The organism is Stenotrophomonas sp. 610A2, from assembly GCF_030549615.1.
Taxonomy (GTDB): Bacteria; Pseudomonadota; Gammaproteobacteria; order Xanthomonadales; family Xanthomonadaceae; genus Stenotrophomonas; species Stenotrophomonas pigmentata.
On sequence record NZ_CP130832.1, the window covers coordinates 3,450,090 to 3,473,996 of the forward strand.

Sequence of the window (23,907 nt, forward strand, 5' to 3'; positions counted from 1 at the left end):
GCCGGTGCGTTGAAGAACATCAATCGCATCGGCCTGACGGAAAATTAACGATCCAACTTCGCCGCTGTTTTTCGCTGCGTGGCAGCAAAGTACTTCGTTCTTGTCAGCACGTGTCAGCAGGCACAAGACACGTCATCCATGCGGCTTGCGCTACGCAGGAGCCTTCTTTCGGCCGCGCCCGTGCGCATAAAAAATGCCACCGACGGAGCAGTGGCAAGGAGAGAGAGATGAACCGGTGTTTTCTTGTGAGCCCATCCTGCGCCCGGAACATGTAGGGAATTTGTCTAAAGTCCATATTTTTCTGGCGCACCGATGGCCGAATTGCCATAAGCCAGCGAGCATTCGACTTGCAACGACACATACCGCCACATTTCCTGTCACCCGCAGCAACCTGGATGTCCGCTGTAACCAGCGCACCACCAACACCTAACAAACAGAAAGGGCCTTCCGGCCCCTTCTGTCTGTATCCATGCGACCTGCAAGAGAGTCAGCCGCGATACCCGTTGGTGATGGGATAGCGACGTTCGCGACCAAAAGCGCGCCGTGACACTTTCGGACCGGGCGCTGCCTGATGGCGTTTCCATTCGCTGATCCGCACCAGCTTGAGCACCCGGTCAACGACTTCCGGTGCATAACCGGCAGCAATGATGTCCTCGCGCGATTGTTCCTGGTCAATGAAGCGATACAGAATGCCGTCCAGCACGTCGTAGGCCGGCAGCGAGTCCTGGTCGGTCTGGTTGTCGCGCAGCTCTGCCGAAGGCGCGCGTGCGATGACTGCCGGCGGAATCACCGGTGCACCACCCACCGTATTGCGCCACTTGGACAGGCCATAGACCTCCGTCTTGTACAGGTCCTTCAGCGGCGCATAACCACCGCACATGTCGCCATAGATGGTGGCGTAACCCACCGCGTACTCGCTTTTGTTACCAGTCGTGAGCACCAGGCCGCCGAACTTGTTGCTCAGCGCCATCAGAATCACACCGCGACTGCGCGACTGCAGGTTCTCTTCGGTGACATCGGCCGCCTGCCCTTCGAACATGGTCGACAACGACTGCATCAAACCCTGGAATGCCGGTTCGATCGGCACTGTCTCCAGCTTCACGCCCAGCGCGCGGCACTGCTCAACCGCCAGGTCATTGGACAGATCCGCGGTGTAGCGCGAGGGCATGCTGACCGCGGTGACGTTGTCCGCGCCCAGCGCATCGACCGCCATGGCCAACACCAAGGCCGAGTCGATACCACCGGACAAGCCCAGCCACACCTTGCTGAAACCGTTCTTGCCGCAATAGTCCTGGATGCCGCGGGTAACCGCGCGCCAGGCCAAGGCGTCCATGCTTTCATCGCCATCATCGATCCAGCGCAGCGGCATGAAACTGCGCGCGGCGGCGTTGTACTCGACCAGCAGCATTTCTTCGGTGAAGGCCACGGCAGCCGGATGCACGGTGCCATCGCCATCGGCCACGACCGAAGCGCCATCAAACACCACCGCATCCTGACCGCCGACCGTGTTGACGTAGGCGATAGCCGCGCCGGTCTCGCGGCTGCGCTCGGCCAGCAGCGCATCGCGCTGCGCATGCTTGCCGCGTTCGTATGGCGAGGCATTGGGGACCAGCACCAGCTCGGCACCGGCCTTGACGGTGGCGGCCAGCGGTTCGGGGAACCACAGGTCTTCGCAGATCACCAGGCCAAGCTGGATGCCATTGACCTCGAACACGCAGTTGCCGCCATCCGGATCCACGTCGAAGTAGCGGCGCTCATCGAACACCGCGTAATTGGGCAGCTCGCGCTTGCGGTAGGTTGCGGCAACAGCGCCATCGCGCAGCACGCTGGCAGCGTTGTAGACCACCGCACCGGCGCTCTGCGGCCAACCGACCACGGCGACGATGCCCTGCACCTCGGCGGCGACCCGCGCCAAGGCCTGTTCACAGCTGCGCAGGAAGCCTGGGCGCATCAGCAGATCTTCGGGCGGATAGCCGCTGATGGCCAATTCCGGGAACAGCACCACATCGGCACCGTACTCGTCACGCGCCTCTTGCATCAGCTCGATGATGCGGTTGGCGTTGCCATCCACGTCCCCGACCGGGAAATCGAACTGTGCCAGGGCGATGCGTAGCGATTCGGACATATCAACAACCTTCTGCTTGGCCCCGCACCCTGCGGGGGCTTGGTGTTACCGATGCCGCACGCAGGATGCTTTCGCAGACCGCAGCGGTATGGCTCAGGGCTTCATTATTCCAGAACCGCAGCACGCGGAAGCCATTGCGTTGCAGGAAGGCATCCCGGCGCAGGTCATTGGGGTCGGAGGCATGCTGGCCGCCGTCGAGTTCGATGACCAGTTTCTGCTCCAGGCAGACGAAATCCACGACATAGGGACCGATGGGGTGTTGCCGCCGGAACTTGAAGCCGACCAGGTGGCGACCTCTGAGGAAGTACCAGATGCGCAGCTCGGCATCGGTCATGCGCCGACGCAGGGCTCGGGCGCTATTGGTTTTGCTGCCTTTGCGCATGCGCGCCTCCTTGTGAGGAGACGATTGCTTGGCGAGGGTGGGGTTTGGAATCGGGGGAAGCTGGTGAACTTTTTGGGAATAGTTCCTTGCTGGGTGCGTGAGGAGCAGAAGCAAAAGCAAAAGCTTGCCCTCACCCCTACCCCTCTCCCGCAGGCGGGAGAGGGGAAAGCAACAGCAACAGCAACAGCAACGATGCCAAAGCAAAGCAACAGCAAAGCCAGAGCCAAAGCCGCAAAACTTTGAGATCGCCCCTACCTACAGCTCTACTCCGGGCCCCTGCTGGCTCCTGCTGACTCCGGCTTTGGCTTTGCCTTTGGCTTTGGCTTTGGCTTTGGCTCTGGCTCTGGCTTCTGCCTTGCTTTGGCTTTGATGTGGCTGTAGCTGTGACTTTACTGTCCCCTCTCCCGCTTGCGGGAGAGGGGTAGGGGTGAGGGCAAGCTGTTCGGTTTTGGTTTTGGTTTTGGTTTTGGTTTTGGTCTTAACCCTGCCCCCCCCTTGCCCGAACCCCAAAAACAAGAAAGGCCACCCGAAGGTGGCCTCTCCCGAATCACTGAAGCGCAGTCTTACTTGACCAGCTTCGCGATGGCAGCGCCCAGATCGCCCGGCGAACGGACGGTGACAACGCCAGCAGCTTCCATCGCTGCGAACTTGCCCTCAGCCGTGCCCTTGCCGCCCGATGCGATCGCACCAGCGTGGCCCATGCGCTTGCCGGCCGGAGCCGAGGCACCTGCGATGAAGCCAACAACCGGCTTCTTCACGAACTGCTTGATGTACTCGGCACCGGCTTCTTCAGCGTCGCCGCCGATTTCGCCAACCATGATGATGCCTTCGGTCTGCGGGTCTTCGTTGAACAGCTTCAGGCAGTCAACGAAGTTCAGGCCGTTGATCGGGTCGCCGCCAATACCGATGCAGGTCGACTGGCCCAGGCCCACTTCCGTGGTCTGCTTGACCGCTTCATAGGTCAGGGTGCCCGAACGCGACACGATGCCGATCTTGCCCGGCTTGTGGATGTGGCCCGGCATGATGCCGATCTTGCACTCACCCGGGGTGATGACGCCCGGGCAGTTCGGCCCGATCAGCACGGTGTCCGGATGCGAACGGGTCAGCACGTTCTTGACGCGCAGCATGTCCAGCACCGGGATGCCTTCGGTGATGCAGACGATGACCTTGATGCCGGCAGCAGCGGCTTCCAGGATCGCGTCAGCCGCGTACGGCGGCGGCACGTAGATGACCGAAGCGTTGGCGCCGGTGCTCTGCACGGCGTCGGCAACGGTGTTGAAGACCGGCAGGTCGATATGGGTGGTGCCACCCTTGCCCGGGGTCACGCCGCCGACAACCTGGGTGCCGTACTCGATCATCTGAGTGGCGTGGAAGGTGCCCTGCTGGCCGGTGAAGCCCTGCACGATCACCTTGGTGTTCTTGTTGATCAAAACAGACATTGGAATTCCTTGGTGTCGGTATCAGGCGGCGTTCTTGACAGCTTCAACGATCTTCTTGGCGCCATCGTTGATGTTGTCAGCCGGGATGATGGCCATGCCGCTGTCACGCAGCAGCTGCTTGCCTTCTTCCACGTTGGTGCCTTCCAGGCGCACCACGACCGGAACCTTGACGCCCACTTCCTTCACGGCGGCGATGATGCCTTCGGCAATCATGTCGCAGCGGACGATGCCGCCGAAGATGTTGACGAAGATGCCTTCGACCTTGTCCGAGGACAGGATCAGCTTGAAGGCTTCAATGACGCGCTGCTTGTTGGCACCGCCGCCCACGTCCAGGAAGTTCGCCGGCTCGCCGCCGTTGAGCTTGATGACGTCCATGGTGGCCATGGCCAGGCCGGCGCCGTTCACCATGCAGCCGATGTTGCCGTCCATGGTGACGTAGTTGATGTCCAGTTCCGAAGCGATCACTTCGGTCGGATCTTCCTGGGTCTTGTCGCGCATGGCGACCAGGGCCTTCTGGCGGAAGGCGGCGTTGTCGTCGCTGTCGAACTTGCCGTCCAGCGCGTACAGGTTGCCGTCGTCCAGGATGGCCAGCGGGTTGATTTCAACCAGGGCCAGGTCCTTTTCGTTGAACAGGCGGTACAGGTTCACCATGATGCTGGCGAACTGGCCGGCCTGCTTGGCGGTCAGGCCCAGCTTGAAGCCGAAATCACGGCCGTGGTAGCCCTGCACGCCTTCGACGAAGTCGACGTTCAGCGAGTGGATCAGCTCCGGGGTTTCAGCGGCGACCTGCTCGATCTCCACGCCGCCTTCCGAAGAAGCGATGTAGGTGATGGTCTTGGTGCCACGGTCAACCAGCACCGACAGGTACAGTTCCTTGACGATCTCGCCAGCGGTGGTCACCAGCACCAGGTTGACCGGCAGTTCAACGCCAGCGGTCTGGTAGGTGGCCATCTTGGTGCCGAGCATCTTGGCAGCAGCGGCCTTGACGTCGTCGGTGGTCTTGCAGAACTTGACGCCGCCAGCCTTGCCGCGGCCGCCAGCGTGGATCTGAGCCTTGACCATCCAGGGGCCCTGGCCCAGCGACTGGGCAGCAGCTACAGCCTCGTCCGGGGTCGCAGCGACCTTGCCGGCCGGGACCGGGATGCCGTATTCGGCAAGCAGTTGTTTTGACTGGTACTCGTGGAAATTCATGCGTCACCGTGGGAATAGGAACGACCGCACGCATCTCCTCGGGCCCCGGCTTGGGGCGCCGGCAGGGACCGCGGCGGGCCCACTATTGTGGCCGAGCCAGCGCCGGGGCGCAAAGAAGTCTGTACAAATGGCCAAGGCCGGCATGTTTTCTGGCGGTTTTTCAGCAACTTGTCTCTGAATAGGGGGCGCCGAACGCGTGTCGTGCGGCAGCCCCTGCGCACCTATACTTGGTGGGTTAACGCTTGGATAGGAGTTCCGGCTTGGCCCCCAGCACCTCGCTCATCGACCGCATCGAATCGATACCGCGTCGCGAGCTGTATTTCTTCGCCCTGTACCGGGTGCTGATCGCCACCCTGCTGGCCGCGCTGGTCTTCAGTCCGCTGACGCCGTTCGCAGGCGAGGCGCACCAGCTGCAGATGGCCGAAGCCGTCACCATCCTCTATCTGCTGGTATCGCTGGCGCTGCTGGCCTGGGGCCGCAACGAGCGTTGGTTGCAACCCATCGTGTTTGGCAGCCTGCTGGTCGATATCGCCGCCGCGACATTGCTGAGCCATGCCCTGCCCGGTGCCAGCGCCGGCATCTCGATGTCACTGCTGTTCAATATCGCGGCGGCCGCGCTGCTGCTGCCGCTGTCGCGGGCGATGCTGCTGGCCCTGCTGGCCGCCGCCGCCAGCGTCACCGAATACGTGTGGCAGGCCTTCGAAGGCAGCGACAACGTGCGCACGCTGGCCGAGCTGGCAATGTTCGTCACCAGCTACCTCGCGCTGGCCTTCATCGCCTACCAGATCGGCAGCCGCACCCGCCGTACGCAGCAACTGGCGGATCAGCGCGGCGCCGAGGTAGCCAACCTGTTCGAGGTGAACGAACTGATCATCCGCCGCATGCGTACCGGCGTGCTGGTGGTGGACACCAACGGCCAGATAACCCTGGCCAACGAAGCGGCCACCGCCCTGCTCGGCGACATGGAAGGCGCACTGGCCACCGAACGGGTCGCCTTGGCGGTCGCGTCCCCGGAGTTGGCGCGGCGCCTGCAGCGCTGGCGCAATGGCTGGCACGAGGACGAACAGCCTCTGCAGCTGGCACCGGAAGAAGCCGAAGTACTGCCCCGCTTCGCCCGCCTGCTGGCCGACAGCGACATGTCACTGATCTTCCTTGACGACACCACGGTGGTCTCGCGGCGGGCCGAATCGCTGACCTTGTCCACGCTCGGACGGTTCTCGGCCAGCCTAGCCCATGAGATCCGCAACCCGCTGGCGGCAATCAACTATGCGACCCAGCTGCTGGAAGAATCCGAAGACATCGGCGAGGCCGACCGCCGCCTGCTGCAGATCATCCACCAGCAATGCCACCGCACCAACGGCATCGTCGAGAGCGTGCTCGCCCTAGCCCGGCGCGAACGGGCCAACCCGGAAAACCTGGACCTGGCCGCCTTCATCCGCCGCTTCGTCATCGAGTACCGGCAGACCCTGTCACTGGAGAATGACAGCCTGGAGGCGGTGATCCGCGAGCCGTCGGTGATGGCCATGATGGACCCGCGCCACCTGCACCAGGTGCTGACGGCATTGGTTCACAACGCCCTCAAATATGGGCGCATCGCCGACGAACCGGCACGTATCCGCATCCGTGTCGCCTCGGCCGAGCGCAATGCCGTCATCGACGTGATGGACCGTGGCCCCGGCATCCCCGATGCCATCGCCACCCAGCTGTTCCGGCCGTTCTACACCACCTCCGAGCATGGCACCGGGCTGGGGCTGTACATCGCCCGCGAGCTTTGCCGGGCCAACCAGGCCCAGCTGGACTACGTGTCCATTCCCGCTGGCGGTGCGTGTTTCCGGCTGACTTTGAGCATTCCGAAAGCCGCATTCGACCGCAGCGGGCGCCAATGATCCAATCTTCGATGCAATCGTTTGTAGACAAGCATCCACCTCAGCTATCGTTCCATTCATGAACGCAACACACAGCGCCCTGATCGTCGATGACGAACGCGACATCCGCGAACTCCTGGTCCTCACCCTCGGCCGGATGGGCCTGCGGATCAGCACCGCCGCCAACCTCGCCGAAGCCCGGGAACTGCTGGCCAGCAACCATTTCGACCTGTGCCTGACCGACATGCGCCTGCCCGACGGCAATGGCATCGAGTTGGTAACCGAGATAACCCGCGACCATCCCGCCACCCCGGTGGCGATGATCACTGCCTTTGGCAGCATGGATCTGGCAGTGGAAGCACTGAAAGCCGGCGCTTTCGACTTCGTCAGCAAGCCGGTGGACATCAATGTGCTGCGCGGCCTGGTCAGGCACGCCATTGAACTGAACAACGAAGCCCGCCCCAGCACCCCGCCACCACCGGAAAGCGCCACCCGCCTGCTTGGCGGCTCACCGGCCATGGATGAGCTGCGGGCAACCATCAGCAAGGTCGCCCGCAGCCAGGCGCCGGTCTACATCCTGGGTGAATCCGGCGTCGGCAAGGAACTGGTCGCCCGCACCATCCACGATCAGGGCGCGCGCGCGGCTGGCCCCTTCATCCCGGTCAACTGCGGCGCCATCCCCAGCGAGCTGATGGAAAGCGAGTTCTTCGGCCATCGCAAGGGCAGCTTCACCGGCGCCCATGCCGACAAACCCGGCCTGTTCCAGGCAGCCAATGGCGGCACCCTGTTCCTTGATGAAGTGGCCGAGTTGCCACTGCAGATGCAGGTAAAGCTGCTGCGGGCAATCCAGGAAAAATCGGTGCGCCCGGTCGGTGCGGCCACCGAGGTCACCGTGGATGTGCGCATCCTCTCGGCGACGCACAAGGATCTTGGCACCCTGGTCCAGGACGGGCGTTTCCGCCACGACCTGTACTACCGCATCAATGTCATCGAATTGCGGGTACCACCGCTGCGCGAGCGCCGCGGCGACCTGCCGCAACTGGCGAGCACCATCCTGAACCGCCTGGCGCAGGCGCAGGGACAAAAGCCACCGCAACTGGCAGCTTCGGCACTGGAGGCCTTGGACGCCTACTCCTTCCCCGGCAATGTGCGCGAACTGGAAAACATTCTGGAGCGTTCACTGGCCCTGGCGGACAGCGACTGCATCGACGCCAGTGACCTGCGCTTGCCGCAGCCTCAGAGTGCAGCCCAACGCACTGCGACCAGCACTGACAGTCCTGCCATTGCGGCCAGTGCGACCGTCGCCGTGCAGGAAGCGGTCGTCGATATCGACCCCGCCAGTTCCGCCCTGCCCTCTTACATCGAGCAGATGGAGCGCACGGTGATCCAGAAGGCACTCGAAGAGAATCGCTGGAACAAGACCAAGACCGCCGCCCAGCTAGGCATCACCTTCCGCGCCCTGCGTTACAAGCTGAAAAAGCTGGGCATGGAGTAAGCCGGGGCATTACCGGCAGGCCGACTGTAGTGCCGAGCCATGCTCGGCAGAAGCATTACCGGTAAAGCCTCTGCCGAGCATGGCTCGGCACTACAATTGCAAAACCCTTGCCGAGCATGGCTCGGCACTACATCCGGGACTTAGTCCTTGGTGACGCGATTGATCTCAGCCAGGCTGGTAGTGCCCTGCGCTGCCTTCACCAACGCCGACTGCCGCAGATCGTTGATACCGATCTTCTGCGCGGCCGCAGCAATATCCATCGCATTGCCACCCTGCAGCACGATCGCCGCGATATCGTCGGTCATCGGCATCACCTGGTAGATACCGGTACGACCCTTGTAGCCCTCGGTGCATTCATCGCAACCCACCGGCTCATACAGGTTTATGCCCTTGGCGATCTGCTCGGCGGTAAAGCCTTCGGCCAGCAGCGCGTTCTCCGGCAGCTGCTGCGGCCGCTTGCAATTGCTGCACAGACGCCGCGCCAGACGCTGTGCGATCACCAGCGTCACCGAAGATGTGATGTTGTAGGGCGCGATGCCCATGTTCATCAAGCGGGCGATGGTCTGCGGCGCATCGTTGGTATGCAGCGTGGACAGCACCATGTGACCGGTCTGTGCGGCCTTGATCGCGATTTCCGCGGTCTCAAGGTCGCGGATTTCACCGACCATGATGATGTCCGGATCCTGTCGCAGGAACGAACGCAGCGCCGCCGCAAAGGTCATGCCGCGCTTGTTGTTCTGCTGCACCTGGTTCACACCCGGCAGGCGGATTTCCACCGGATCCTCGGCCGTGGAGATATTGCGGGTATCGTCATTGAGGATACCCAGCGCGGTATACAGCGACACCGTCTTACCCGAGCCGGTCGGACCGGTGACCAGCACCATCCCGTAAGGCTTGTGGATGGCTTCCAGGAACAGCTTCTGCTGGTCCGGCTCATAACCCAGCTTGTCGATACCCAGCTTGGCGGCGCTGCCGTCGAGGATACGCAGCACGATCTTTTCGCCGAACAGGGTTGGCAAGGTACTTACGCGGAAGTCGATCTGCTTGGTCTTGGACAGATTGAGCTTGATGCGGCCATCCTGCGGCACGCGCTTCTCGGCGATATCCAGCTGAGACATGACCTTGAGGCGCGCAGCAATACGCTGATTCAGCTTGACCGGTGCCTTGGCCACGGTCTTGAGCAGGCCATCGATACGGAAACGAACGCGGTAATCGTCTTCGTAGGGCTCGAAGTGGATATCCGACGCGCCTTTGCGGATTGCATCCACCAAGGCCTTGTTGACGAACTTGACCACCGGCGTGTCGTCACCCTTGGCATCAACACCAGTGTCGCCGCCGCCGCCCATGTCCTCGTCACCGGCGGAGACATCCAGGTCTCCCATGCCTTCATCGTCACCACCAAGGCCATCACCCAACGAGTCGCTGCTGGCCAACCACTGGTCCAAAGTGCGGCGGATCTGCTCCTCGTCAACCAGGATCGGCTCGACCACCAGGTTGGTCTGGAACTTGATCTCGTCGAGCTGCTGGGTCGGATTGCTGGTGCCGACGAACAACTTGCCGCCGCGTTTGAACAGCGGCAGCACATGATGCTTGCGCAGCAATTCCTCGCTGACCAGCTTCATCGCGCTCTGGTTCGTATCGAAGACCGATACATCCAGCAGCGGCATACCGAACTCCATGGCGTTGGCAGCGGCCATGTGCGAGGCGCTCACCAGCTTCTTGTCGGCCAGCCACTGCGCCAATGGCACCCTGGCCTCGGCGGCTTGCGCCATCGCAGAACGTGCAACCGATTCTTCCAGCGCTCCGTCCTGGACCAGGCGACGGGCGATGCCGGTGATTCCAACCAGGTTGGCGGTGATGGCGGTGTTCATGGCGGATCCCCAGATCGGACGGTAACAGCGAGATTGTACGCAGGGTGCTACCCACATGGAGACCCGGGGCGACAATTGAACCTACAGCCTTCCTTCCCCGCAGATCACCCTGTCTATAGCTGTAGAGCAGAAACGGTGCCGCGCCATGCCGCACCCCGCAGCCACCTCAACCAGGGTTGTCGTTGACCTTGAATGGCAGCGCGTATTGCCGGATCAACTCGCCATCCCCGACCCCTGGCACTCCCAGTTCGGCATTACATGGCCCAGGGCAGTAGTACGTACCAAACACTCGGTCGAATATCGAGAAAACAGAAGCGAAGTTCTTTCCAACACCTTCGCCCTCCAGGACATGATGCCAACGATGCATCGCAGGGGAAACCAGAATCTTTCCCAGCCCGCCCAACGTCCAAGGCTGATTGATATGCACGAAGGCCCCGTAGTAGTGCCGGACCACAGCATTGAGTGCGACGGCCCACCAGGGGAATCCAACCAGGGCGACTAAAGCACCATCCACGAACGTCGTCGTGACCCGATTGATTGGATGAAAACGATAGATCGTTGTCCAGTTCATGTGACGATCACTGTGATGCATCACATGCGCCTTCCAGAACCAACCAAAATGCTCCAGCCGGTGTCGCCAGTAGGCGATGAAATCGCCAACAAAAATCGCCACGAAGCCGCAAACACCCAAGCCCCACCAGGAAGCCGGCGGAGGCAGGAATAGCTTTAACCCGAAAACAGCACCTGCTTCAGCTCCCAAACTGGCGACAATGGCGATCGGCGCGGAGAAAAGAAGTAAATCAAGCGCACAAACTCGGAAGTTAAATCCGACCGATTTGACCCTCAGCGCCGAGAGACTGGTGCGGAGACGCAGCCTGTTGATCCAAAGGTAGAAGCAAAGCATAAGCGCGCCAAGCATCAATACACCTAAAACGCCATCCAACAGCATTCGGATGTACCACTCACGCCCCATTTCCACTCCCCCTTCAACGCATGGACCATCATCGGACAATACCAAAGATGGCTTGGGTCACCGCTGTTATCGGAATTCTTCTGTGGCTCCCAGAGACGGCTCGCAAGTCGAGCCAAAGGCCTAGGGAACAACGGGAGCGATAAAGCAATTACCGGAACTCATATCGCACCGGGTTGTCTTGACGCCCGGCGCCTGTGGCGTCCCGACTATACTTGCCCCAATTACCGTAGCGTCATCAGCGGACGCACACGCCTTCTTCGGCGCAGACTCAGGCACTTCGCCATTATGGATTGTGGCCAACGCAAAACTTGCGTAGTTCTTCATTTCCGCCTGACACGCGCTTTCGGCGGCACCAACGCGATATGCGTTGTACGCAGGCAACGCAATTGCCGCCAAGATGGCAATGATCGCAACGACAATCATCAACTCGATAAGCGTAAAACCCGCTGATTTGTGCAACTGCATGATGACACCCCCTGTCTCATTGATCGCAGACTTTTACTTTTCGAAGCCCCGGCCACCCAAGTACCCAAGCAGTGCCGAACAATCTCAACCGCATGTAGTAAAGCCAAATAAAAGCCCCGCTTTCGCGGGGCTTTTTAGCCCATGAACCTTGAAGTTCAAATCAACCTCAAGATCTCAGGCATCCCCGATTACGGAGTCGGCGCTGCGGCAGCATTGATCCTGCAGGTGGCGTTCGCGAAATCGCAACCAACCGTCTTCACGCCCGGATCCTTCGGGGTGAAAGTGGTGAAGGTACCAGGAGCTGCGGTTACCAGAGCAGAGGTCGCAGTCACAGCGTCGCAAGCCGGACCGGTGTGAGTCGGCAGCGGAGTCATTTCCGCATGCACAGCAGCCACATAGGAATTGACAAACGCCTTTGCCTCACCAAGGCAGGCATTTTCAGCCGACTTGACACGGTAGTTGTTGTAAGCCGGCAGAGCGATAGCTGCCAGGATGGCAATGATCGCAACCACGATCATCAATTCGATCAGGGTAAAGCCCTGTTGCTTCTTCATGAGTACATCCCCTAGAGGTTTGGATTGTGAACATGGTTGCAGACACATGCCTGCTCGCATGGGGTTACAAAGCAGATTGCGTGCCAACCTTCCAACAGCCCCCTGCTCCCCGTGGGTAATGATGGCAGCATCGCTGGAGAAGGGAAGCCCCACTGCCACGATTCAGGAACAGCTCCACAAGGTGACCAATCGCGTCACTTTATGACGCAATCCCGCAACACTCATTCGCGGAGAGGAGGGGTGTCCAGCCCCTCCCCGCGCGGATCCACCTGAAGTGGCCGCATTGAACAGCGCCAGAGCCAGGGAAGAACCCTCCACACCAGCCTACCGACCGGAACCGCGACTTCCACCGACCCCGGATAGCGCCTGCCACCAGCCCAACATCCAGCCGGCAAACTGCAATGTGACCTGGCCGCCAAAAAAGCTTGCCACCAGACTGTGCCTACAACCGTTTGACGAGCTACCATGCCTAGGTTGTCCGGCCTGGGGATGGCTGGACGGGGAGAGAAAATGGCCGTCACCCGCAACGCGATCAATAAAGAGCCGGTTGGGCGCAGCACCAGCCTGATGCAACCGTTTGTCTGGGAGGGAACAGACAAACGCGGTGTGAAGATGAAAGGTGAGCAGGACGCCAAGAATGCGAACCTGCTGAAAGCAGAGCTACGCCGTCTGGGCATCAGCCCAACCGTGGTCAAGCCCAAGCCCAAGCCCTTGTTCGGTGCCGCCGGCAAACCGATCAAACCGAAAGACATTGCGTTTTTCAGCCGCCAGATGGCGACCATGATGAAGTCAGGCGTGCCCATTGTCAGCGCACTGGAGATCATCGGCAGCGGCCACAAGAACCCGCGCATGGCCAAACTGGTGGGCACGGTTCGCGCCGATCTGGAAGGCGGCTCGTCCCTGTACGAGGCCATCAGCAAGCACCCGGTGCAGTTCGACGAACTGTATCGCAACCTGGTACGAGCTGGCGAAGGCGCCGGTGTATTGGAAACCGTGCTGGAGACGATCGCCAACTACCAGGAAAACCTGGAGACGCTGAAAGGCAAGATCAAGAAGGCGCTGTTCTATCCGGCCATGGTGGTAGCAGTGGCTATCCTGGTGAGCTCCGTACTGCTTGTGTGGGTTGTCCCCCAGTTCGAGGACATCTTCAAGAGCTTTGGTACCGACCTACCTGTATTCACCCAGATGATCGTGGCCGCCTCCCGCTTCATGGTGAAATGGTGGTGGGCACTTCTGGTAGTTACAGTCGGCGTCATTGTTGGAGTGACCTACCTTTACAAGCGCTCGCCCAAGATGCAGTACACGCTTGATCGCCTAATCTTGAAGGTGCCGGTGATCGGCCAGATCATGCACAACAGCGCCATTGCCCGCTTTGCCCGCACCACCGCCGTTACCTTCAAGGCCGGCGTACCGCTGGTGGAAGCACTGGGCATTGTTGCTGGCGCCACCGGCAACAAGACCTACGAGGATGCCGTGCTGCGCATGCGTGACGACGTATCCGTCGGCTACCCGGTCAACATGGCGATGAAGCAGGTAAACCTGTTCCCGCACATGGTGGTGCAGATGACCGCCATCGGCGAAGAGGCAGGTGCGCTGGATACGATGCTGTTCAAGGTGGCCGAGTACTTCGAGCAGGAAGTCAACAATTCGGTGGACGCATTGAGCAGTCTGCTGGAGCCCTTGATCATGGTCTTCATCGGCACCGTCGTTGGCGGCATGGTCATCGGCATGTACCTGCCGATCTTCAAGCTCGCGTCTGTTGTTGGATAATTAGCAAATGGCATTTCTCGACCAGCATCCCGGCCTCGGCTATCCCGCCGCGGTCGGACTGGGACTGCTGATCGGCAGCTTCCTCAATGTGGTGATCCTGCGCTTGCCCAAGCGCATGGAGTGGCAGTGGAAGCGGGATGCTCGCGAAATCCTCGAGCTTCCCGATATCTATGAGCCGCCGCCGCCGGGGATCGTGGTCGAACCTTCGCACTGCCCGCACTGCAAGCACAAGCTGAGCTGGTACGAGAACATCCCGCTGTTCAGTTGGCTGATCCAGCGCGGCAAGTGCCGGCATTGCCAGGCCCCCATCTCCATCCAGTACCCGATCGTGGAACTGGTCACCGCCTTGATGGTGCTGGCCAGCGTCTGGCAGTTCGGGTTTGGCTGGCAGGGCTTTGGCGCGATCGTGCTGAGCTGCTTCCTGGTGACGCTGTCCGGTATCGATCTGCGCACCCAGCTTTTGCCCGACCAGCTCACCCTGCCACTGATGTGGCTGGGCCTGATTGGAAGCATGGACAACCTCTACATGCCAGCCAAGCCTGCCCTGATTGGCGCGGCGGTCGGTTATCTGTCGCTATGGACGGTGTGGTGGCTGTTCAAGCAGCTCACCGGCAAGGAAGGCATGGGCCACGGTGACTTCAAGCTGCTGGCTGCACTGGGCGCCTGGTGCGGGCTCAAGGGCATCCTGCCGATCATCCTGCTGTCCTCACTGGTCGGCGCCATCGTCGGCTCGATCTGGCTGTATTCCCGCGGCCGCGATCGGGCTACTCCAATCCCGTTTGGCCCCTACCTGGCCATCGCCGGCTGGCTGGTCTTCATGTGGGGCGACCAGATGATAGGCGGTTACATGCGCCTGTCAGGGCTACAGCAATAAGGCAGCACAAGCGACAATGGCCCTTCAAGGGCCATTGTTGTTTTGGAGTCATTGCATGAGCAGCTTCATCGTCGGACTGACCGGCGGCATCGCCTCGGGCAAGAGTGAAGTCAGCAGGCGCTTCGAGGCGCTGGGCATTGCCGTGGCGGATGCGGATATTGCAGCACGCGAAGTCGTCGCTGTCGGCAGCCCTGGCCTAGCTGCGATTGCCGAGTTGTTTGGCGCCGAGGTTCTGCAGGCCGATGGCGGTTTGGATCGGGCTTGGTTGCGTCAGCGCGTGTTTGCCAATCCCGATGAGCGCAGGGCACTGGAGGCAATTACGCATCCTGCGATTCGTGCGCGGGTGCGTGAGGTTTGCGAAGCAGCTGAAAGCCCTTATGCGATTGCAGCGATTCCTTTACTTACCGAGGTTGGCGGCCGAGCCAGCTATCCGTGGCTGCAGCGCATCCTGGTAGTGGACGCGCCAGAGGAGGTGCAGCTTGCGCGCCTGCTCAGCCGCGACAACATCGACGCGGCCTTGGCCGAGCGCATGATCCAGGCACAGGCGAGCCGCTCGCAGCGTTTGGCGCTGGCTGACGATGTGATCGTCAATGATAGGCATCCTGATGCGTTGCAGGCGTGTATTGAAGCCTTGGATCTGCGGTATCGGGAGCTTGCTGGGATTGTGCGCTGAGTTTTGCATGCTGTCCCGCGGAGAGCGCCCTCACCCCAACCCCTCTCCCGCGGGCGGGAGAGGGGCTACAGCCTTGCGGTTCTGAAGTGTGGCCGTACTGAAGCGCTGCGAGCCTTAAGCCTCGCAGCCGCGGCTCTACCTCTACGACTCAGGCTCAACCCTGCTCCGGCGCGAATGTCAGCGTTGCGATGACCCCACGCTCCTTGCCTGGGCGAATATCCACCTGCCAGCCATAAAGCGCGCATAGACGGCTGACAATCGACAAGCCGATGCCGCCGCCCTGCGAATGCCCCGCGTGGGTGCCGCGGTAGCCGCGCTGGAACAGGCTGGCCGCGTCCTTCTCGCTCAGCCCCGGACCGTTGTCGATCACCTCCACGCCATTCATGCCTACCTGGACCAGCACCCGCCCTTCCTGCGAGTACTTCACCGCGTTGCCGATCAGGTTGCCCAAGGCAACCGACAAGGCGGACTCTGGTGCGTCGATCACCAGCTCGCGTGAGCCTTCCAGCACCAGCTCCAGCGGCTTGCCACCGAGCTGGGCTCGGTGCGATTCCAGCAACTGCTCGGCGACTCGCGCGACATTGCTGCTGCCCTGTGCGCGCTCGTTGCGCGACAGCAGCAACAGCGAGCCGATCAAGTCACTGCATTGTTGCTCGGCACGTTGGATGCGTTGCAGGCGCTGCAACACCTTGTCATCCAGGTTGGGGCGGGTCAGCAGCAGTTCGGTAGCGCCACGGATCACCGCCAGCGGCGTGCGTAGTTCGTGGCTCACGTCGGCGTTGAACTCGCGATCGCGCTGGACAACTTCGGTCAGCCGCTCGGAATAGTCATCCAAAGCCTCGGCCAGCTGCCCGACTTCGTCATCCGGAAAGCGGGGCGCCAAGGGTTCGGGATGCGTATTACCGCCACGGTATGCGCGCAGCCGTGATGCCAGGTCGGATACTGGCCGCATCACCCTTGAAGCGGACCACCAGCCCAACACCCACGACAATAGACTGAAGATGATCACCGACAGGAACAGCGCGCGATTGAGCTGCTGCTCACCGCGTAGCGCCTGCCCCATGTCATAGGCGATGAAGAACCAGGCATCCGGTGTTTTGCGGACACCTACCTTGTACGAGAAAGGCTTGCCTTCGGCATCCTCACCACTGATGGTGTGGATGCCGTCTTTCAGCCCCTCCCATTCCGGATAGTCACGGCGCAGGCTGTCGAGCTTGTCGGGCCGGAACAGGAAGGCGCGCATCTGCTGCACCGGTGCAACCACATCGGTGCCGCCGCTGCGCATATAGCTCTGCCAGGAGGCATCGAGATTGCGATTCATCACATCCTCGACCAGCTGGTTTTCCACGCGCATGCGCGCCCAGTTCGTCGCGAAGGCGAACAGCGTCGTCAGGCAGAAGCCCAGCAGTACGAAGGAGACGATGATGCGGCTGCGCAGGCGTCGACGGTAACGCCCGCGCCTGCGCACGGCCTCAGGCAGACCTGTTTCAGGCATCGGGTGCGGAGATGCGGTAGCCGATACCGTGGCGGGTCTGGATCATCGGCACTTCGAAGGGCTTGTCCACCACGGCGCGCAGGCCATGGATGTGCACGCGCAGCGAGTCCGAATCCGGCAGCTCTTCACCCCAGACGCGGGTCTCCAGCTCCTGCCGGGTAACCACCGCAGGGGAAGCCTCCATCAGTGCCTGCAGGATCTTCAGGGCGGTCGGGTTGAGCTGCAGCAGCTTGGCCTGGCGACGCACTTCCAGGGTGTCCAGGTTGTATTCCAGGTCGCCCACTTCCAGCACGCGGGTATGTGCGCCCTTGCCGCGTCGCGACAACGCATTGAGCCGCACTTCAACTTCCTGCAGTGCGAATGGCTTGATCAGGTAGTCATCGGCGCCGGAATCGAAACCGGCCAACTTGTTGTCCAGCGAGTCACGTGCGGTAAGCATCAGGACCGGTGTCTGCTTGCGCGCATCGTTGCGCAGCTTGCGGCAGACTTCGATGCCATCCATACCCGGCAGATTGAGATCCAGCACGATCGCATCAAACTCGTGCACCACGGCCAGATGCAGGCCGGTCACGCCATCGGCGGCGAAGTCGACCGTGTGCCCACGGTCCTCAAGGTAGTCACCAAGATTGGCGGCAATGTCGCTGTTGTCTTCGATTACAAGAATGCGCACGTGTGCGATTACCTTTTTTTTGGAAGTGCAAACGCCCCCGGGGGGCTCGCTTGCAATGGATTACACCACAGGCTGCATTAACTTCTCACAATCCTGCACAAAGCCTTCAACAATGCTCGATTGAAGCTACCGAACCCGCAACTCACTCCGGCGCAAGCCAGGCACGCGTAGCAGCGGGAATCGCCACTGCCATGAATCATCCTGCCCAACACCCTGCCGAAATCACCGTCGGCCAGCCCATGCCGATCATCACTCTAGCGCCGCTTAACATCCGCAACAACCCAACGAAACCCCAACAAAAACAAGGCCCTGACGAAAACCGCCAGGGCCTTAAAATTCCCGATCACCGGACCCACTGAGGAGGGCTGGGCACAGTGGAAACAGGCTAGGACCAGCCGGATTAAAGGCTTGTTAAAACCATGCAAAGAAATTGCATCCCGGCCCTCAGCGCTTGAGGCTGGTCACGTAATCGATCATGCGCCCGGCGATATCGTCCCCGGAAACCCCCTCGATGCCCTCCAGCCCTGGGGTCGAATTGACCTCCAGCACAAGCGGTCCACGCTTGGAGCGGATCAGGTCGACGCCGGCAATGCCCAGCCCCAGCGCCTTGGCCGAGCGTATGGCTACCTGCTGCTCGGCCTTGCTGCACACCACCCGTTCGGCAACGCCGCCGGCGTGGAGATTGGAGCGGAAGTCCCCCTCCTGCGCTTGCCGGCGCATGGTCGCCACCACCTGGTCGCCCACCACCAGACAGCGCAGGTCCGCGCCCTGGGCCTCGGCAATGAATTCCTGCACCAGGAAGTTGGCGTACAAGCCACGCAGGGCCTCGACAGTGCCCTTGGAGGCACTGAGCTTCTCGGTGAGGATCACCCCCCTGCCCTGCGTTCCCTCGCTGAGCTTCACCACATGCGGTGGCGGCCCGAGCATGGACAGCAGGTCGTCGGTATCGTCGGGGTTGTCACCGAATACCGTCACCGGCATGTCGATGCCCTTGGCCGCCAGCAACTGATGCGCGCGCAGCTTGTCGCGGGCGCGCAGGATCGCATCGGAAGGATTCGGGGTACGTGCGCCCATCATTTCGAACTGGCGCAGCACGGCTGTGCCGTAGCGGGTGATGGAGGAACCGATGCGCGGGATCACCGCGTCTATCCCGGTCAGGGCCTTGCCCTTGTAGTGCATGCCAAAGCCGCTGGAAGTGATGCGCATATAGCAGCGCAGCGGGTCGAGGATGCGCACGGTATGGCCGCGGCTGCGTGCAGCTTCGACCAGGCGGCGGGTCGAATACAGCTTGGTATTACGGGAAAGAATGGCCAGTTTCATCGCGGCGGGAATGGTCGGTAGGCGCGCAGCATATCGCGGCGTTACCGGTTCCGGATGATCTGAATCGTGGTGTTGGCAGGGCCTTCATGGACGGGTAAACAAGACCCACCGCAGCGCCGCGTGCATTCCCCGACAATCCGCCAAAAATGGAGCGGGCGAAGGGAATCGAACCCTCGTCAGTAGCTTGGGAAGCTACAGCTCTACCATTGAGCTACGCCCGCTTTGGCGAGGCTGAAGTCTATGCGCCACGCAGGGACAAAGCAATGTCCAAGACTGCGCGTTTCCGGCTCCAAAGCAGGCCTTGCCGGGCAGTTCTGCGTGCCGATCAATGCCGGAAACAGTGCCGTAGCCCGGGTAAGCGCAGCGCACCCGGGGACCGGAACCTCATGACAACAACCCCGGGTGCGCTGCGCTTATCCGGGCTACAGTGCCGCCAGCTTACCAAGCACTTCATGCACTCCCCCCAAAAAAAAGAGGCGATGCCGCAGATGCGACACCGCCTCCCACACACAACACCTAGCTATTTGCTACTACGGCAACTCAGAAGCTGCCGCCGAAGCTGGCGAACACAGTGGCATCACGCGCGGACTTCTGCATCGTGGTGGTGCTCAAGCCGATATTGCTTTCCAGGCCGAACAGGTTCAAACGCGCGCCCAGCACCGCGGTGACGTAATTACGGTCGAATTCCAGCCCCGGCACCTTGTAGCTGCCCACGTCAGCCATGGTCTGCAACCAGGCACTGGCCTGCTTGCCGTCTTCGAACTCATGGTCGTAGGTGACCTGCACGTAGGGCTTCACGCCGCCACCATCAAAGCGGGCCTGCCAGCCGATGCGGCCAACGGTCGAATCCAGGTCCTGGTCGGCATAACCAAACGCGGTCGCGCTGGTATTGCTTTCAACGTAACCGTCCAGCTTCACCTTCTGCCAGACCACGGCGGCTACCGGACCATGGCGGAAGCCGCCGGCCTGGCCGAACTCGTAGCCTGCATTGATCGCGGCGGTCAGGTTGCTGCCGTCCGGCGAGCCCTTGTGCTCACGGGTAGCCGGGCCGAGCTGCACCTTGCGGGTGACGTCATAGCCCAACCAGCTGTAGCTCAACTGGCCATTGACCCAGGCGCGCTCGCCGTACCAGCCCGCGAACAGGCCCAGGGTGGTGTCATCCTGGGTGAAGTCACCCTTGCTGTTGCCGAAATCGGCATCCATGCGGCCGTAGCCGGCGAAACCGCCGAGCACCATGCCGTCACGCGCCCAATCCACACCGAACAGACCGGCCGGTGCCAGGCCATCGTAGAGATCGGCATGGTCATAGCGCTGCATGTCGCCGCGCACATTGCCCCACCAGCTCAGGCCATCTGCCGGACGCGAACCCAGGTGCGCGCCAACCTGATCGGCACGGGCGCGACCGGTGGTCTGTGCCGAATGGCTCAGGATCTGCTGCAGACGCGGCGCTTCCAGCACCGAGATGGCGTACTGGCCAAGGATCTGGTGGGCAGCCGTGGTCGGATGCACGCCATCGGCGAATACATAGGTGTTGTTGGCATTCGGCGCTACCAGGCTCAGCGGCGAACAGGTCAGCGACGAGGCCGAGGTGCAGGCCATGTTGCTGACATTGTTGAAGCCGTAGGTGCTCGGGTTGGCGACGATTTCCTGCAGGATGCTGAAGGTATCCACCGGAATCACCTGCAGACCCGCCTGCTTCAAGCCACCGAACAAGGCGTTGTTGTAGGTCTTGGCCAGGGCGGTGCCCTGCGCCATGCCAACCGCGCCGCCCGCACGCGAGGCCGGGGTCAAACCGATATCCGGCAGGGTCGGCACCATCACGTATTGCGCACCAGCAGCCTTCAGCGTGCCAACGATACCGATCTGGTCGGTCACCGCCGCACCGATGATGGCCTGCGCCTGGGCCGGCGCAGCCTGCACTGCGAACAGATCGTTGGCGCCGCCCCAGACGGTGTACAGCGCATTGGCATCAGCCTTGCCACCGTTCGCCGCCAGATAGGTAGCCATCTGCGTCTTCATCGAGGGGGTCGGCCCCAGCACACCGACTTCATCCACACCCACGCGGGCGCCGCCAACGGCGTAGTTGTCGCCGGTCTGGCCATTGCCGTTGGGGCTGGCATTGGTACCGTACTGGTCAGCGATGTAGTCCGCCCACACCCAGCCCGGGTTGGTGGTGAAACGGCCGACCAACGAAGCATTCGGATCCTGCTTCACCAGCAAAGGACGGAAGTAGCCGGTATCGGTCAGGCTGTCACCGAAGAACACCGTCTTGGAATACGGCGACTGCGCCATGGCCGGCGCCGCAGCCAAGGCGATGGCAACAGCCACGGCGGCGCGCAGCGGGCGAAGGGAAAGAGACATGTTGAACTCCTGGGTAGGGGAAAGCGGCCAGACATACGCTGCCGCACGTTGTTATGTTTTCATTACTGCGCAAGACACACACGCTGCGCCGCCGCAAACTGTCTGTCGGCTGGGCTTTTGCGACGGGTCTGGCGAGAATGGCGGCATGAACATCCATCTCAATGGCGAACCGCGCCAGCTGCAGCCCTCCCTTACTCTGATCGAACTCTTGGTCGCCGAAGGCCTGGCCGAGCGCCGCGTGGCAGTCGAGGTAAACGGCGACATCATTCCGCGCAGCCAGCATGCGAACCACACACTGCAGGACGGTGACGTGGTGGAAATAGTGCACGCACTGGGCGGCGGCTAAGCCCCGCAACAAGGTAGTGCCGAGCCATGCTCGGCAGAAGCCCCCCAGCGATCTCTGCAGGGCATCGGTAGTGCCGAGGCAGGGGCATCCCCGGCAATGCACGTAGGAGCGGCGTAAGCCGCGAAGCTGGCAATCCACAAACGGCACAAAAGCCAACCCCTCCCCAGCCCTCCCCTTGCCTGCGGCAAAGGGAGGGAGCAACAGCAGCCAGCTGCCGGCTCCAGCTGTAGAGCGCAGCCATGCTGCGCTGGGGCATTACCGGTGACGCCCTTTGCCGAGCATGGCTCGGCACTACATTATGGAAAGCCCCTGCCGAGCATGGCTCGGCACTACACCCCTGGCTCGCCCCCCTGCCGAGCATGGCTCGGCACTACAGATCGGCGGGATGGGTGATAATTCAGGCATGAATGCAAATGTCCCCACCGATTCGCTGGTCATCGCCGGCAAAACCTATTCCTCCCGGCTGCTGACCGGCACCGGCAAGTTCAAGGATCTGGAAGAAACCCGCCTGGCTACTGAAGCCGCTGGCGCCCAGATCGTCACCGTGGCCATCCGCCGCACCAACATCGGCCAGAACCCGGGCGAGCCCAACCTGCTCGACGTGCTGCCGCCGGACCGCTACGCCATCCTGCCCAATACCGCTGGCTGCTATACCGCCGAAGACGCGGTGCGCACCTGCCGCCTGGCGCGTGAACTGCTGGACGGCCACAACCTGACCAAGCTGGAAGTGCTGGGCGACCAGAAGACCCTGTACCCGGACGTGATGGCTACCCTCAAGGCCGCCGAACAACTGGTGAAGGATGGCTTCGACGTCATGGTCTACACCTCCGATGACCCGATCCTGGCCAAGCGCCTGGAGGAGATCGGCTGCGCCGCGGTGATGCCGCTGGCCGCGCCGATTGGTTCCGGCCTGGGTATCCAGAACAAGTACAACCTGATCGAGATCATCGAGAACGCCAAGGTGCCGATCATCGTCGATGCCGGCGTCGGCACCGCCTCGGATGCAGCCATCGCCATGGAGCTGGGCTGCGACGGCGTATTGATGAACACCGCCATTGCCGGCGCTCGCAACCCGGTATTGATGGCCAGCGCCATGCGCAAGGCGGTGGAAGCTGGCCGCGAGGCCTTCCTCGCCGGCCGCATCCCGCGCAAGCGCTACGCCAGCGCCTCCTCTCCCGTTGATGGGCTGATCGGCTGATGACCAATCCTTTTGACAGCGCGGGCTCCAAGGCACCGCCCAAGCCCTTCACCGTGACCGAAGGCCGCCGCGAGATCCGCAGTTTCGTGCTGCGCCAGGGCCGCTTCACCCCGGCCCAGCAGCGCGCGTTCGACGACCGTTGGCCGCGCTTCGGCATCGACTTCAATGGCGAACCACGCGACCTGCAGGCCACCTTCGGCCGTGACGCACCCAAGGTGTTGGAAATTGGTTTCGGCAACGGCGCCGCACTGCGCTACGCCGCCCAGTTCGATACCTCCAAGGACTACATCGGCATCGAGGTGCACGCTCCGGGCGTCGGCCGCCTGCTCAATGCCTTGGCCGATGACAACGCCGACAACGTCAAGCTCTACCACCACGATGCAGTCGAGGTGCTGGAGAAGGAAGTAGCCGACGGCGCTCTTGATGAGATCCGCATCTATTTCCCCGATCCCTGGCACAAGAAGCGCCACAACAAGCGCCGTCTGGTGCAGCCAGGCTTTGCCGAACTGCTGGTGCGCAAGCTGCGCGTTGGCGGCCGCCTGCATTGCGCCACCGACTGGGAAGACTATGCCGAGCAGATGTGGGACGTGCTCGATGCCACGCCCGGCCTGGTCAACCGCGCCGGCCCGCGTGGCGCGGTGCCGCGTCCGGACTGGCGCCCGCAGACCCACTTCGAGACCCGTGGCCAGAAGCTCGGCCATGGCGTCTGGGATCTGTTGTATGACAAGCCCGGCAATACGGACGCAAGCTGAGTGATGAGGACGCGATGACAGCTGCACGCCTCCATGAGATTGCCGAACACGCTGCCTGCGCAGCGTCGATGGCAGATTGCACTGTCAA

At 61.8% G+C, this 23,907-nt stretch carries 20 protein-coding genes, 1 tRNA gene and 1 pseudogene; 9 read left to right on the forward strand and 13 right to left on the reverse strand.

What is annotated here, in order from left to right:
* Positions 1–487 precede the first annotated feature (487 nt).
* From Q5Z11_RS15425 to sucC, 4 genes are all read right to left on the reverse strand, one after another.
* Complete coding sequence (locus Q5Z11_RS15425) at positions 488–2,125, reverse strand: NAD+ synthase (protein WP_303747210.1); 1,638 nt, start codon at positions 2,123–2,125, stop codon at positions 488–490.
* A 1-nt stretch (position 2,126) separates the two neighbouring features.
* Complete coding sequence (locus tag Q5Z11_RS15430; protein ID WP_303747211.1) at positions 2,127–2,507, reverse strand: endonuclease domain-containing protein; 381 nt, start codon at positions 2,505–2,507, stop codon at positions 2,127–2,129.
* 563 nt (positions 2,508–3,070) lie between these two features.
* A complete protein-coding gene (gene sucD / locus Q5Z11_RS15435) occupies positions 3,071–3,946 on the reverse strand; it encodes a succinate--CoA ligase subunit alpha (RefSeq protein ID WP_012511927.1) in 876 nt (291 codons plus the stop codon).
* Positions 3,947–3,967: 21 nt separating this feature from the next.
* The gene (gene sucC / locus Q5Z11_RS15440; protein ID WP_057629765.1) at positions 3,968–5,137 is read right to left on the reverse strand and encodes an ADP-forming succinate--CoA ligase subunit beta; all 1,170 of its coding nucleotides are present in this window, start codon (positions 5,135–5,137) and stop codon (positions 3,968–3,970) included.
* A 260-nt stretch (positions 5,138–5,397) separates the two neighbouring features.
* Between sucC and Q5Z11_RS15445 the strand changes: the two genes are divergently transcribed.
* Positions 5,398–7,023 (forward strand): sensor histidine kinase, encoded by a 1,626-nt coding sequence (locus tag Q5Z11_RS15445; protein ID WP_303747212.1) that lies wholly within the window; start codon positions 5,398–5,400, stop codon positions 7,021–7,023.
* Between the two features lie 58 nt (positions 7,024–7,081).
* Positions 7,082–8,497, forward strand: a complete 1,416-nt coding sequence (locus Q5Z11_RS15450) for a sigma-54-dependent transcriptional regulator (RefSeq protein ID WP_303747213.1) — start codon at positions 7,082–7,084, stop codon at positions 8,495–8,497.
* A gap of 140 nt (positions 8,498–8,637) precedes the next feature.
* On the opposite strand, the gene pilB is transcribed toward Q5Z11_RS15450, so the two are convergent.
* From pilB to Q5Z11_RS15470, 4 genes and pseudogenes are all read right to left on the reverse strand, one after another.
* Complete coding sequence (gene pilB, locus Q5Z11_RS15455) at positions 8,638–10,368, reverse strand: type IV-A pilus assembly ATPase PilB (protein WP_303747214.1); 1,731 nt, start codon at positions 10,366–10,368, stop codon at positions 8,638–8,640.
* 166 nt (positions 10,369–10,534) lie between these two features.
* Complete coding sequence (locus Q5Z11_RS15460; protein ID WP_303747215.1) at positions 10,535–11,317, reverse strand: sterol desaturase family protein; 783 nt, start codon at positions 11,315–11,317, stop codon at positions 10,535–10,537.
* A 144-nt stretch (positions 11,318–11,461) separates the two neighbouring features.
* The gene (locus Q5Z11_RS20755; RefSeq protein ID WP_405051613.1) at positions 11,462–11,806 is read right to left on the reverse strand and encodes a prepilin-type N-terminal cleavage/methylation domain-containing protein; all 345 of its coding nucleotides are present in this window, start codon (positions 11,804–11,806) and stop codon (positions 11,462–11,464) included.
* A gap of 454 nt (positions 11,807–12,260) precedes the next feature.
* Positions 12,261–12,360, reverse strand: a pseudogene (locus Q5Z11_RS15470) (prepilin-type N-terminal cleavage/methylation domain-containing protein); the annotation flags it as partial.
* A 510-nt stretch (positions 12,361–12,870) separates the two neighbouring features.
* Here Q5Z11_RS15470 and Q5Z11_RS15475 point away from each other — a divergent pair.
* From Q5Z11_RS15475 to coaE, 3 genes are read left to right on the forward strand one after another with little or no spacing between them, the layout of a single operon-like run.
* Positions 12,871–14,130 (forward strand): type II secretion system F family protein, encoded by a 1,260-nt coding sequence (locus tag Q5Z11_RS15475; RefSeq protein WP_303747216.1) that lies wholly within the window; start codon positions 12,871–12,873, stop codon positions 14,128–14,130.
* A 7-nt stretch (positions 14,131–14,137) separates the two neighbouring features.
* Positions 14,138–15,004 carry a prepilin peptidase gene (locus Q5Z11_RS15480; RefSeq protein ID WP_303747217.1) on the forward strand — a complete coding sequence of 289 codons (867 nt, stop codon included), beginning with the start codon at positions 14,138–14,140 and terminating at the stop codon, positions 15,002–15,004.
* Positions 15,005–15,059: 55 nt separating this feature from the next.
* Positions 15,060–15,677 (forward strand): dephospho-CoA kinase, encoded by a 618-nt coding sequence (gene coaE / locus Q5Z11_RS15485; RefSeq protein ID WP_303747218.1) that lies wholly within the window; start codon positions 15,060–15,062, stop codon positions 15,675–15,677.
* 154 nt (positions 15,678–15,831) lie between these two features.
* Here coaE and Q5Z11_RS15490 read toward each other — a convergent pair whose 3' ends face one another.
* Together Q5Z11_RS15490 and Q5Z11_RS15495 are read right to left on the reverse strand one after the other, a co-directional pair.
* Positions 15,832–17,172, reverse strand: a complete 1,341-nt coding sequence (locus Q5Z11_RS15490) for a sensor histidine kinase (RefSeq protein ID WP_303747219.1) — start codon at positions 17,170–17,172, stop codon at positions 15,832–15,834.
* Positions 17,165–17,842 carry a response regulator transcription factor gene (locus Q5Z11_RS15495; RefSeq protein WP_303747220.1) on the reverse strand — a complete coding sequence of 226 codons (678 nt, stop codon included), beginning with the start codon at positions 17,840–17,842 and terminating at the stop codon, positions 17,165–17,167. Before Q5Z11_RS15495 ends, Q5Z11_RS15490 begins: the two co-directional genes overlap by 8 nt.
* Before the next feature lie 191 nt (positions 17,843–18,033).
* Here Q5Z11_RS15495 and Q5Z11_RS15500 point away from each other — a divergent pair, with 191 nt between their 5' ends.
* Positions 18,034–18,201, forward strand: a complete 168-nt coding sequence (locus Q5Z11_RS15500) for a hypothetical protein (RefSeq protein WP_303747221.1) — start codon at positions 18,034–18,036, stop codon at positions 18,199–18,201.
* Between the two features lie 85 nt (positions 18,202–18,286).
* Here the strand turns inward: Q5Z11_RS15500 and rimK are convergent, their stop codons facing one another.
* From rimK to Q5Z11_RS15515, 3 genes are all read right to left on the reverse strand, one after another.
* Positions 18,287–19,162, reverse strand: a complete 876-nt coding sequence (gene rimK, locus Q5Z11_RS15505; protein ID WP_303747222.1) for a 30S ribosomal protein S6--L-glutamate ligase — start codon at positions 19,160–19,162, stop codon at positions 18,287–18,289.
* A 147-nt stretch (positions 19,163–19,309) separates the two neighbouring features.
* Positions 19,310–19,383, reverse strand: a tRNA-Gly gene (locus tag Q5Z11_RS15510).
* Between the two features lie 319 nt (positions 19,384–19,702).
* The gene (locus tag Q5Z11_RS15515) at positions 19,703–21,490 is read right to left on the reverse strand and encodes an autotransporter outer membrane beta-barrel domain-containing protein (RefSeq protein ID WP_303750067.1); all 1,788 of its coding nucleotides are present in this window, start codon (positions 21,488–21,490) and stop codon (positions 19,703–19,705) included.
* 178 nt (positions 21,491–21,668) lie between these two features.
* Here Q5Z11_RS15515 and thiS point away from each other — a divergent pair, with 178 nt between their 5' ends.
* The 3 genes from thiS to trmB all read left to right on the forward strand — a co-directional run bounded on the left by thiS (position 21,669) and on the right by trmB (position 23,819).
* The gene (thiS, locus tag Q5Z11_RS15520; RefSeq protein ID WP_303747223.1) at positions 21,669–21,869 is read left to right on the forward strand and encodes a sulfur carrier protein ThiS; all 201 of its coding nucleotides are present in this window, start codon (positions 21,669–21,671) and stop codon (positions 21,867–21,869) included.
* A gap of 403 nt (positions 21,870–22,272) precedes the next feature.
* On the forward strand, positions 22,273–23,067 hold the full coding sequence (locus tag Q5Z11_RS15525; protein WP_282272409.1) for a thiazole synthase: 795 nt from the start codon (positions 22,273–22,275) through the stop codon (positions 23,065–23,067).
* On the forward strand, positions 23,067–23,819 hold the full coding sequence (gene trmB, locus Q5Z11_RS15530; protein WP_303747224.1) for a tRNA (guanosine(46)-N7)-methyltransferase TrmB: 753 nt from the start codon (positions 23,067–23,069) through the stop codon (positions 23,817–23,819). Before Q5Z11_RS15525 ends, trmB begins: the two co-directional genes overlap by 1 nt.
* Positions 23,820–23,907: the final 88 nt, after the last annotated feature.

Excerpts from the sequence above, each read along its gene's own strand:
- Q5Z11_RS15500 (WP_303747221.1), top strand. The coding sequence starts at position 18,034 with ATGAATCATCCTGCCCAACACCCTGCCGAAATCACCGTCGGCCAGCCC.
- thiS (WP_303747223.1), top strand. The coding sequence starts at position 21,669 with ATGAACATCCATCTCAATGGCGAACCGCGCCAGCTGCAGCCCTCCCTT.
- coaE (WP_303747218.1), top strand. The coding sequence starts at position 15,060 with ATGAGCAGCTTCATCGTCGGACTGACCGGCGGCATCGCCTCGGGCAAG.
- Q5Z11_RS15475 (WP_303747216.1), top strand. The coding sequence starts at position 12,871 with ATGGCCGTCACCCGCAACGCGATCAATAAAGAGCCGGTTGGGCGCAGC.
- rimK (WP_303747222.1), bottom strand. The coding sequence starts at position 19,162 with ATGAAACTGGCCATTCTTTCCCGTAATACCAAGCTGTATTCGACCCGC.
- sucD (WP_012511927.1), bottom strand. The coding sequence starts at position 3,946 with ATGTCTGTTTTGATCAACAAGAACACCAAGGTGATCGTGCAGGGCTTC.
- Q5Z11_RS20755 (WP_405051613.1), bottom strand. The coding sequence starts at position 11,806 with ATGCAGTTGCACAAATCAGCGGGTTTTACGCTTATCGAGTTGATGATT.
- Q5Z11_RS15430 (WP_303747211.1), bottom strand. The coding sequence starts at position 2,507 with ATGCGCAAAGGCAGCAAAACCAATAGCGCCCGAGCCCTGCGTCGGCGC.
- Q5Z11_RS15525 (WP_282272409.1), top strand. The coding sequence starts at position 22,273 with ATGAATGCAAATGTCCCCACCGATTCGCTGGTCATCGCCGGCAAAACC.
- trmB (WP_303747224.1), top strand. The coding sequence starts at position 23,067 with ATGACCAATCCTTTTGACAGCGCGGGCTCCAAGGCACCGCCCAAGCCC.
- Q5Z11_RS15450 (WP_303747213.1), top strand. The coding sequence starts at position 7,082 with ATGAACGCAACACACAGCGCCCTGATCGTCGATGACGAACGCGACATC.
- sucC (WP_057629765.1), bottom strand. The coding sequence starts at position 5,137 with ATGAATTTCCACGAGTACCAGTCAAAACAACTGCTTGCCGAATACGGC.
- Q5Z11_RS15480 (WP_303747217.1), top strand. The coding sequence starts at position 14,138 with ATGGCATTTCTCGACCAGCATCCCGGCCTCGGCTATCCCGCCGCGGTC.
- Q5Z11_RS15490 (WP_303747219.1), bottom strand. The coding sequence starts at position 17,172 with ATGCCTGAAACAGGTCTGCCTGAGGCCGTGCGCAGGCGCGGGCGTTAC.
- Q5Z11_RS15425 (WP_303747210.1), bottom strand. The coding sequence starts at position 2,125 with ATGTCCGAATCGCTACGCATCGCCCTGGCACAGTTCGATTTCCCGGTC.
- Q5Z11_RS15460 (WP_303747215.1), bottom strand. The coding sequence starts at position 11,317 with ATGCTGTTGGATGGCGTTTTAGGTGTATTGATGCTTGGCGCGCTTATG.
- pilB (WP_303747214.1), bottom strand. The coding sequence starts at position 10,368 with ATGAACACCGCCATCACCGCCAACCTGGTTGGAATCACCGGCATCGCC.